Source organism: Streptomyces albicerus, assembly GCF_008905045.1.
Lineage (GTDB): Bacteria > Actinomycetota > Actinomycetes > Streptomycetales > Streptomycetaceae > Streptomyces > Streptomyces albicerus.
On sequence record NZ_VWMY01000026.1, the window covers coordinates 82947 to 91931 of the forward strand.

8 protein-coding genes are annotated in these 8985 nt (G+C 70.6%); 2 read left to right on the top strand and 6 right to left on the bottom strand.

Features of this window, described 5'->3' with window-relative positions:
• Window positions 1-72: 72 nt before the first annotated feature.
• From GAS53_RS24175 to GAS53_RS24190, 4 genes are all read right to left on the bottom strand, one after another.
• Complete coding sequence (locus GAS53_RS24175; RefSeq protein WP_151479800.1) at window positions 73-1161, bottom strand: amidohydrolase family protein; 1089 nt, start codon at window positions 1159-1161, stop codon at window positions 73-75.
• Window positions 1162-1273: 112 nt separating this feature from the next.
• Window positions 1274-2059: an amino acid ABC transporter ATP-binding protein gene (locus GAS53_RS24180; RefSeq protein WP_151479869.1), complete on the bottom strand. Its 786-nt coding sequence runs from the start codon at window positions 2057-2059 to the stop codon at window positions 1274-1276.
• Between the two features lie 41 nt (window positions 2060-2100).
• Window positions 2101-2934, bottom strand: coding sequence for an amino acid ABC transporter permease (locus GAS53_RS24185; RefSeq protein WP_151479801.1), 834 nt, complete (start codon window positions 2932-2934; stop codon window positions 2101-2103).
• Window positions 2931-3779 (bottom strand): transporter substrate-binding domain-containing protein, encoded by an 849-nt coding sequence (locus tag GAS53_RS24190; RefSeq protein ID WP_151479802.1) that lies wholly within the window; start codon window positions 3777-3779, stop codon window positions 2931-2933. The genes GAS53_RS24185 and GAS53_RS24190 overlap by 4 nt, the downstream gene beginning before the upstream one ends.
• A gap of 186 nt (window positions 3780-3965) precedes the next feature.
• Here GAS53_RS24190 and GAS53_RS24195 point away from each other — a divergent pair, with 186 nt between their 5' ends.
• Window positions 3966-5066 carry a pyridoxal-phosphate-dependent aminotransferase family protein gene (locus GAS53_RS24195; RefSeq protein ID WP_151479870.1) on the top strand — a complete coding sequence of 367 codons (1101 nt, stop codon included), beginning with the start codon at window positions 3966-3968 and terminating at the stop codon, window positions 5064-5066.
• A gap of 79 nt (window positions 5067-5145) precedes the next feature.
• On the opposite strand, the gene GAS53_RS24200 is transcribed toward GAS53_RS24195, so the two are convergent.
• Entirely contained in the window at window positions 5146-6348 is a 1203-nt protein-coding gene (locus GAS53_RS24200; RefSeq protein WP_151479803.1) for a glycoside hydrolase family 1 protein, read from the bottom strand.
• A 58-nt stretch (window positions 6349-6406) separates the two neighbouring features.
• A complete protein-coding gene (locus GAS53_RS24205) occupies window positions 6407-7756 on the bottom strand; it encodes a glycoside hydrolase family protein (protein WP_151479804.1) in 1350 nt (449 codons plus the stop codon).
• A gap of 181 nt (window positions 7757-7937) precedes the next feature.
• Here GAS53_RS24205 and GAS53_RS24210 point away from each other — a divergent pair, with 181 nt between their 5' ends.
• Entirely contained in the window at window positions 7938-8963 is a 1026-nt protein-coding gene (locus GAS53_RS24210; protein WP_151479805.1) for a LacI family DNA-binding transcriptional regulator, read from the top strand.
• Window positions 8964-8985 lie beyond the last annotated feature (22 nt).

An 8985-nucleotide genomic window follows, 5' to 3' on the forward strand; every position in this document is an offset into this window, starting at 1 on the left:
GTCTGGGGCGGAACCCCAGAAGGATGGGACGGGTAGGGGCGGCGGGGGCGAAAACCCTCTTGGTACTCCCCCCTAGCCCACGACCCTCCCGTTCAGCACCACCCGTCGCGGCGCCGCCAGCACCCGTACGTCCGCCCGCGGATCCCCGTCGTACACGACGAGGTCGGCCGGTGCCCCCTCCTCCAGGCCGGGCCGCCCCAGCCATGCGCGGGCGCCCCAGCTCGTCGCCGACAACGCCTCGACGGGCGGGATCCCCGCGGTCACCAGCTCGGCGACCTCGCCCGCCACCAGGCCGTGCGCGAGCGAGCCGCCCGCGTCGGTGCCGACGTACACCGGGATCCCGGCATCGTACGCGGCGCGCACGGTGTCGTAACGCCGCTCGTGGAGCCGTCGCATATGGGCGGACCAGCGGGGGAACTTGGTCTCGCCGCCGTCCGCGAGCTGCGGGAAGGTCGCGATGTTGACGAGGGTCGGGACGATCGCGACGCCCCGCTCGGCGAAGAGCGGGATGGTCTCCTCGGTCAGCCCGGTGGCGTGTTCGATGCAGTCGATGCCCGCCTCGACCAGATCCCGCAGCGAGTCCTCGGCGAAGCAGTGCGCGGTGACGCGGGCGCCCAGGCGGTGGGCCTCGGCGATCGCCGCCTCGATCGCGTCGCGCGGCCAGCAGGCGCCCAGGTCGCCCGTTTCACGGTTGAGCCAGTCCCCCACGAGCTTCACCCAGCCGTCGCCCCGGCGGGCCTCCTGGGCGACGTATGCGACGAGGTCCTCGGGTTCGATCTCGTGGGCGAAGTTGCGGATGTAGCGGCGGGTGCGGGCGATGTGCCGGCCTGCCCTGATGATCTTCGGGAGGTCGTCCCGGTCGTCGATCCAGCGCGTGTCGGAGGGCGAGCCCGCGTCCCGGATGAGCAGGGTGCCGGCGTCCCTGTCGGTCAGGGCCTGCTTCTCGGAGACGTCTTCGGGGACCTGGCCGTGGGTGTCGAGGCCCACGTGGCAGTGGGCGTCCACCAGGCCGGGGAGGGCCCAGCCGTTCACGGTACGGACGTCACGGGCGGAGGGGCGCTCGTACGAGATTCTGCCGCCGACGATCCAGAGTTCGTCCCTGATGTCGTCGGGGCCGACGAGTACCCGGCCCTTTACGTGCAGCACCGACTGATTGCTCATGCACGAAACTCTAATTCGTCGCGCTGGAGAGGATCCGCGGGCCGTACACGGCTGGTCGCGACGGAGCCGCGCATCGAGACGACCCCGTGCCCCTGCAGGGGCACCGTTCCGCTCAGCGGTTCTTGCCCACCTGGTCCGACGTCTCCTCCTCCACCTCCGCCATCGCCGGGTCCAGCAGCCGTGACAGAAAATGCCTCGTCCGCTCATGGCTCGGGTTGCCGATGACCTGGGCCGGGGTGCCATCCTCGACGATCACTCCGCCGTCCATGAAGACGACGCGGTCGGCGACCTCGCGGGCGAAGGTCATCTCGTGGGTGACGACGATCATGGTCATGCCCTCGTTCGCGAGCATGCGCATGACGGCGAGGACGTCGCCGACGAGCTCGGGGTCGAGGGCCGAGGTGGGCTCGTCGAAGAGCATGACCTCGGGGCCCATGGCGAGCGCGCGGGCGATGGCGACGCGCTGCTGCTGGCCGCCGGAGAGGGAGGCGGGGTACGCCGCCGCCTTCTCGGAGAGCCCCACGCGCTCCAGATTGTCGGCGGCCACCTTCGCCGCCGCATCCTTGTCGCGGCCGAGTACGCGGCGCTGCGGCAGCGTGAGGTTCTCGGTCACCGTCAGGTGCGGGAAGAGGTTGAACTGCTGGAAAACCATGCCGATCCGGCGGCGTACGGCGTCGATGTCCACGTCGGGGTGGGTGACTTCGGTGCCGCCGACGAAGACCTGGCCCTTGGTGGGCTCTTCGAGGAGGTTCACGCAGCGCAGGAGCGTGGACTTGCCGGAGCCGGACGGGCCGATGACGCAGACGACCTCGCCGGAGTTGACCTCCAGGTCGATGCCGCGCAGCACTTCGTTGTCGCCGAACGACTTGTGCAGGTCACGGACATGGATCTCCGGCATGCTGCCCGTGCTGTTCGCGCTGTTCGTACTGTTCGTGCTGCTCACTTGGTGGCCTCCCCGGCCTTCGCCTCGAGGCGGCGTACGACGAAACCGAGCGGGATCGTGACCAGCAGATAGCACAGGCCCGCGACCAGGATCGGTGTGGAGTTGGCGGTCTCGCTGGCCAGGTCGCGGCCGAACTTGGCGAGTTCGCGTTCCTCAAGTGTGACCCCGAGGAACAGCACCAGCGAGGAGTCCTTGAAGAGGAGCACCAACTCGTTGGTGAGCGGCGGGATCACGATGCGGAACGCCTGCGGAATGATGATCGAGACCATGGCCCGCGTATGCGAGAAGCCCAGTGAACGGGCCGCCTCCATCTGTCCCTTGGGGACGGCCTGGATGCCGGCGCGGATCGTCTCCGCCATGTACGCGGCCGCCACCAGGCCGAGCGCGAGGGCGACCTTCCCGTACGTCCCGCCGGGGATCTCCGTGCCGGGGAACGCCAACGGCACGGCGACGCCCACGAAGATGAAGATCAGCAGGGCGGGCAGCCCGCGGAAGAACTCGATGTAGATGCCGGCGAGCCAGCGGTAAGGGCCCACCGGGGAGAGCCGCATCAGGGCGATGACCATGCCGAGGGCGAGGCCGAACGCGAAGCCGGACAGTGTGTAGAGGACGGTGTTCTTCAGCGCCAGCGTGATGATGTCCGGGAACATCCGCTCGGCCAGGTCGGCCTGCGCGAACTGGTTCTGCAGCCGGTCCCAGTCGGCCGTGGCGCCGAGGGCGACCACGGCCGCGAGGAACACCGCGTACTGGATGCCGCGTGACAGGGCCCGCTTCTGACGCCTGGTCAGACCGCTTTTGCGCGGCTGGACTCGGGTGTCCGTTCCACTCATGAGGCGGCGGACGGGGAAGCGGAGGCGGCGCTCTCGTCGTACGGGCCGATCCACTTCTCGTACAGCTTCTTGTACGTGCCGTCGGCCCGGGCGTCGCTCAGCGCCTTGTTGATGGCGTCGACGAGCTTGGTGTTGCCCTTCTTCACCGAGAACCCGTACTGCTCACCGGTGTTGATGTTGTCGGCGACCTCGAAGGCGTCGGCGTTGGCCTTGTCCTTCAGCCAGCCCTGGACGACGGGGTAGTCGATGACGACGGCCTGGACCTGGCCCGTGCGCAGGCCGTTGAGGACCGCGTCGGAGGACTCGAAGGAGACCGGGTCGAGGCCCTTGCCCTTCGCGTACTCCTCGCCGGTCGTCTGTGCCTGGGCGCCGACCTTCTTGCCCTTGAGGTCCGCGAAGGAGGCGATGCCGCTCTTCTTGTCGGCGAGGACGGCCTGGGTGGCGTCGAAGTACGGGTCGGAGAAGTCGACGTTCTTCTTGCGCTCGTCGGTGATCGTCATGCCGGCCGCGGCGAGGTCGCACTGGTCGGAGTTGAGGGATCCGCCGGTCTTGAAGTTCTCGAAGGGCTGGTCGAGGATCTCCTGCTTCACGCCGAGGTCCTCGGCGACCAGGTCGATCAGTGAGACGTCGAAGCCCTGCACCTTGCCGTCGATCTCCGACTGGAACGGCGGGTACGGCAGGTGCGTGCAGGTGGTGAGCTGCCCGCCCTTCACGAGCTCGACCCCGTTCGCGGTGGTCTTCTTCCCCCCGTCGTCGTCCGAGGAGCAACCGGCGACGAGCAGCAGCCCGGCCGTCGCGGTGGTGGCGGCCAGAATGCGGGTCCGGCGCCCGAGGACCATCTTCACGGGGTGACCTCCTGTGGGGGAACTGTGGCTTCTGATTATAAGGAAAGGTTTGAGCTGCTCAAACCATTCCCATGGCCACTGGGCCGTCCGGCCTCAGAAGTCATCGGTGGGGCGAGCGGAGGAACGCCCGTTACGCTCGTGTTCGTCTACCCCGTGAGCGCATCCGTGAACGAAGAGAGCACCGCCGTGACCCACCCCTTCCTGGACCTGGCGCCGCTGAGCGCCGCGCACTTCGCGTCGATCGAGGACCGCGTGGCGCGGCTGCTCTCCACCGAGCAGGACGTGGTGATCACGCAGGGCGAGGCGCTGCTGCCGCTGGAGGGTGCCATTCGCGGCGCCGCCGGTCCCGGCACGACGGCTCTCAACGTGATCACCGGTCCGTACGGGCAGACGTTCGGCGACTGGCTGCGGGACTGCGGCGCGACGGTGTACGACCTGGCCGTCCCCTTCCACACGGCGGTCACGCCCGCGCAGATCCGCGAGGCCTTCGCCGAGCACCCGGAGATCGACTTCGTGTCTCTCGTGCACGCGGAGGCGGCCACCGGCAACACGAATCCGGTGGCGGAGATCGGCGAGGTCGTACGGGCGCACGGTGCCCTGTTCTATCTGGACGCGGTGGCCTCGATCGGCGCCGAGCCGGTACTGCCGGACGCGTGGGGCGTGGACCTGTGCGTGATCGGGGCGCAGAAGGCGATGGGCGGACCCGCCGGCGTCTCCGCGGTCTCGGTGAGCGAGCGCGCCTGGACCCGTATGTCCGCGAACCCGCACGCCCCGCGCCGCTCCTACCTCTCCCTCCTGGACTGGAAGGAGCGCTGGATCGACACCGGCCGCAAGACGCTCCTCCATGCCCCGGCCCAACTCGAGATGCTCGCTCTGGACGCCTGTGTGGCCCGCATCGAGGAGGAGGGCCTGGACGCTCTGATGACCCGCCACGCGAAGGCGGCGGCCGCCACCCGCGCGGGCACACTCGCGCTGGGCGGCGGCCTCGAACCGTACGTGTACGAGGCGGCGGACGCGGCCCCGGTCGCCACCACGCTGCGTACTCCGGCGGGCATCGACGCCTCCGAGCTGGTCACCAAGGCGCTGGCCACCGACCCGGCACTCCCGCTGGCCGCCGGCGGCGGCGCCCTGGCCAAGGAAATGGTCCGGGTCAACCACTACGGCCCCGACGCGACGCGGGACACCGTCCGGGCCGCCCTGACCGCCCTGGGCGCGGCCCTGACGGAGTCGGGATTGTCGGTGGACGTGGACGCGGCGCACCGTACGGCGACGGAGATCTGGAGCTGAGGCGGTCCTTCCCGGTGCGCCGCTGAGTCGTGGACCGGATGCGGCGGACCGGTGGACCGGATGCGGCGGGCTGAGTACGTCAGGACCAGGCTCGCGGCAGTATCCCGGAGCGGGCGAGTCCGCCGAGCCAGGCCGCGGACGGCTTCGGCGTGCGCTCGAAGGTGTCCGGGTCTACCGAGATCAGGCCGAAAGTGGGCCGGTAGGAGCCCCATTCGTAGTTGTCGAGCGCGCTCCAGTGCAGATAGCCCCGTACATCGAGACCGTCTTCCAGGGCGGCGGTGACCTCCTGGAGTGCCCCGGTGGTGTAGTCGACGCGGCGGCTGTCGTCGTCGGTGGCGATGCCGTTCTCGGTGACGATCAGCGGTACGTCGCCGACGATCCCGGCGGTGTGGCGCAGGGCGTGGCCCAGGGCCTGTGGGTAGTACTCCCAGCCGGTGAGGGTGCGTTCGGCGTCCTCGGGGGCGGGGAGGGGACCGTCCGCGCCGATCCTCGTACGTGTGTAGGACTGGACGCCGATCCAGTCGTCGCCCCGTGCGGCTTCGATGAAGACGTCCTCGCGGGGGTGGCGGTAGGCCGCGGTCAGGGCTTCGGCGCCGGGGAGGGCTTGGTACACCTGGTTGGCGATCGACCAGCCGGCCTGAATGTCGGCGGAGATCGCCTTGACGGCGGCCGTGGCGCGATGGTGTGCCTCGATGAGGGCGTCGGTCGTGGCCTTGTCGGGCAGTGGGAGTCCCGCCGCGGGGGGTGCCTCGGTGCCCAGTTCGCGGATGGCGCCGGCGACCGCGATCATGTTGGGCTCGTTGATGGTGCACACGTGCCGTACGCCGGTGCCGATGACTGGCGCGGTCGCCCGCACGTACCGCTCGAACAGGTCCACCGCCCCGTCCGCGGTCCAGCCGCCGCGCTCGGCGAACCAGCGCGGGACGGTGAAGTGGTGGAGGGTGACCATGGGACGGAGGCCGCGTTCGACGGCGCCGTCGACCATGCGCCGGTAGTGGGCGATCTCGGCCCTGGAGAAGTGGCCGGGGGCGGGCTCGATGCGGGCCCATTCGATGCTGAAGCGGTAGTCGGTGAAGCCGAGTTCGGCGAGCAGGTCCATGTCCTCGCGCCACCGGTGGTAGCTGTCGGCCGCGTCGCCGCTGGGCTCGGCGATGGAGCCGCCGCTGTGTTCCATGTGCCACCAGTCGCTGTTGACGTTGTTGCCCTCGATCTGGTGGGCGGCGGTGGAGGCGCCCCACAGGAAGCCGTCGGGGAAGCGGAGAGCGTCGGCGGTGACGTTCATGGCTGGGCCTTTCCGGGGTCGTGCGGGGTGTCGGTCGGCGGGCGCGGGCTGTGGCCCGTCAGGGAGTTGAGGGGCCGGGCCAGATGGCCGAGGCGTCGTCGCGGTGGGGGTCGGGCAGCCGGATCGGGCGGACGGGGATGGTGTGTTCGCGTCCTTCGGTGACGGCGGTCCACTGGGTGGGGTGCCCGGAGTAGCACAAGGTGGTCAGGGCGAACACGCCGTCGGCGTAGACCTCGACGTACTCGCCGATGGTGAGGATGCGCAGTGAGGCGGCGGGTTCGGTCAGGACGGTCTCGCCGAGGCGGGTCCCGTCGGGGCCGGTGACCCAGAGGTTCTTGCCGTCGCAGCCGACGACGAGGGCGGGGCGGTCGCCGTGCGGTCCGTCGGTACGCAGCGTGATCTCGACGCGCCCGGAGATGCCGACGTCGCCGACCGCGTGCAGGGTCGGGCGGTCCGTCTCCTCGCCGAGCCATGGGTTCAGGCCGGTCCACCATTCGAGGCGGGGCGCCGAATCGCCCTCCACCACAAGGGACTTGGGCTGGGCGAGCATGCCGCGGCAGCGCTCGCCGGTGTCCGTGAGCCCGACCCGGCGGGGCGTGGTGTGCAGCACGACGCGGGAGCCGTCGGGGGCGGGGATGACGCGGGGGGCGTACGAGCCGGTCGGACCGAGCGGGCCGCGGCGGGTCCACGGGCCCCGCAGACGCGGCGCGGTCCATGCCTCGAAGCCGCGGGTCCGGCCGATGGAGCCGAGCAGCAGCCAGCTGCCGTCGTCGAGGCGTTCCAGGACCGGGCACTCCAACTCGTCGACGTCGCCCGGGGAGATGAGCGGCGGGCGGACGGTCCAGTGCTCCAGGTCGGCGGAGGTGGCCAGGGCGACACAGCCGCTCACATCCACCGGCAGGGAGGCGTCGCTGGCGCAGACGACCATGACCCAGTCATCCGACTCGTCGTCGCGTACGACGAAGGGGTCGCGCCAGGCCATGCTCTCGCCGGTGCGGTACCAACGCGGGTCCGCCTCGGCGACCGGCAGGGTGCCGTGGCGGCGCCAGCCCGTGCCGTCCGTGCGGTCCGAGTACGCCACGCCGACCGACTGGACCGGCCAGCCGCCCGGCGTGAGACCGCTGACGCCGGTGTAGAACATCGCCATCCCGTCGCCGTGCCGGAAGGGGTGCATGGTCCACACCGTCTGCTGGTCGAACCGGCCGGGCAGGCCGTTGCCGAAGGCGGTGCCCTGCGGCTCCCAGCGGACCAGGTCGGTGGAAGTGGCACGGCCGTAGGAGGTCTCCATCCGCAGATGGTCGAACTCCGGTGTCCAGGGCCCCTGCAGGTGCAGCACCGCATAGGTCCCGTCCTCGTCGCGCAGGAGGGCGAAGTCGTTCACGCAGAGGCCGGGCGGGGCGTATCGCATGCACAGTTCCTGTCGGCTCACAGCGCCCAAACGCATGCGCTGACCATCGATCACAACGAGCTCACTTGGGAAATCGGCCCAAGTAAATATGAACGCAAACGCTTGCGCAACAACGAGGGCGGGTTTACGGTCACGTCACTCGCAGATCACACCGATGTGAAACCGACGGGAGAAAAGCGCTGTGACGGTCAGCATCACCGATGTCGCCCGGGCCGCCGGAGTCTCGGCGTCCACCGTGTCCCGCGCGCTGCGGGGCAGGCCGGGCGTCTCCGACGAGGTGCGGGCACAGATCGCGGCCGTCGCCGCGCAGCTCGGCTACACCGCGTCGCGTTCGGCCTCCAGCCTGGCCAGCGGCCGCACCTTCACCATCGGGGTCGTGGTCCCGTATGTGGGCCGCTGGTTCTTCGGCACCGTGCTGGACGCCGCCGAGAAGGTGTTCAGCGCCGCCGGGTACGACGTCCTGCTCTACAACCTGGGCTCGCCGGAGACACGCAAGCGTTTCTTCACCAAGCTGCCGGTCCGCAAGCGGGTGGACGCCGTGCTCTCGCTCCTCATCCCGGACGAGGAGGAGTCCGCCGCGCTGCGCTCGCTGGGAGTGCCGCTTGCCACCACCGTCGGCGGCGCCCGGCCCGGCTTCACCGTGGTCGGCATCGACGACCGGGCCGGCACGGAGAGCGCCGTACGGCATCTGGTGAACCTCGGCCACCGCCGGATCGGCATGATCAGCGGGTCCAGCGGGCCGCTGCACTGGACCACCCCCGTCGAGCGCCGCCAGGCGTATCTCGACGTCCTCGCCGATGCCGGGATCGAGCACGACCCGGCCCTGGAGGCGGACGGCGACTACACCGTCGAGGGCGGCGAACGGGCCATGACCGAGCTACTGGCCGCCTCCCGCCCGCCGACGGCCGTGTTCGCGCAGTCCGACGAGATGGCGATGGGCGCGCTGCGCGCGCTGCGGCGCCACCGGCTGAGAGTGCCGGACGACGTGTCCGTCGTCGGCTTCGACGACCACGAACTCGCCGACGTGGTCGGGCTGACCACCGTCGCCCAGCCGGTCGCGGGCCAGGGCGCCGAGGCCGCCCGGCTGCTCCTGCGGCAGCTGGACGAACCGGACGCGGACGCCGGACAGCCCGGCCAGGTGCAGATGCCCATCCGCCTCGTCCTGCGCGAGACCACCGCGCCGCCGAGCCCGCGCGGACCGCAGTAGGCCCAGAGCCCCACCCCCCCCC

Coding starts and splice junctions, on each gene's coding strand:
- GAS53_RS24205 (WP_151479804.1), bottom strand. CDS start 7,756: ATGCGATACGCCCCGCCCGGCCTCTGCGTGAACGACTTCGCCCTCCTG.
- GAS53_RS24185 (WP_151479801.1), bottom strand. CDS start 2,934: ATGAGTGGAACGGACACCCGAGTCCAGCCGCGCAAAAGCGGTCTGACC.
- GAS53_RS24200 (WP_151479803.1), bottom strand. CDS start 6,348: ATGAACGTCACCGCCGACGCTCTCCGCTTCCCCGACGGCTTCCTGTGG.
- GAS53_RS24180 (WP_151479869.1), bottom strand. CDS start 2,059: ATGCCGGAGATCCATGTCCGTGACCTGCACAAGTCGTTCGGCGACAAC.
- GAS53_RS24175 (WP_151479800.1), bottom strand. CDS start 1,161: ATGAGCAATCAGTCGGTGCTGCACGTAAAGGGCCGGGTACTCGTCGGC.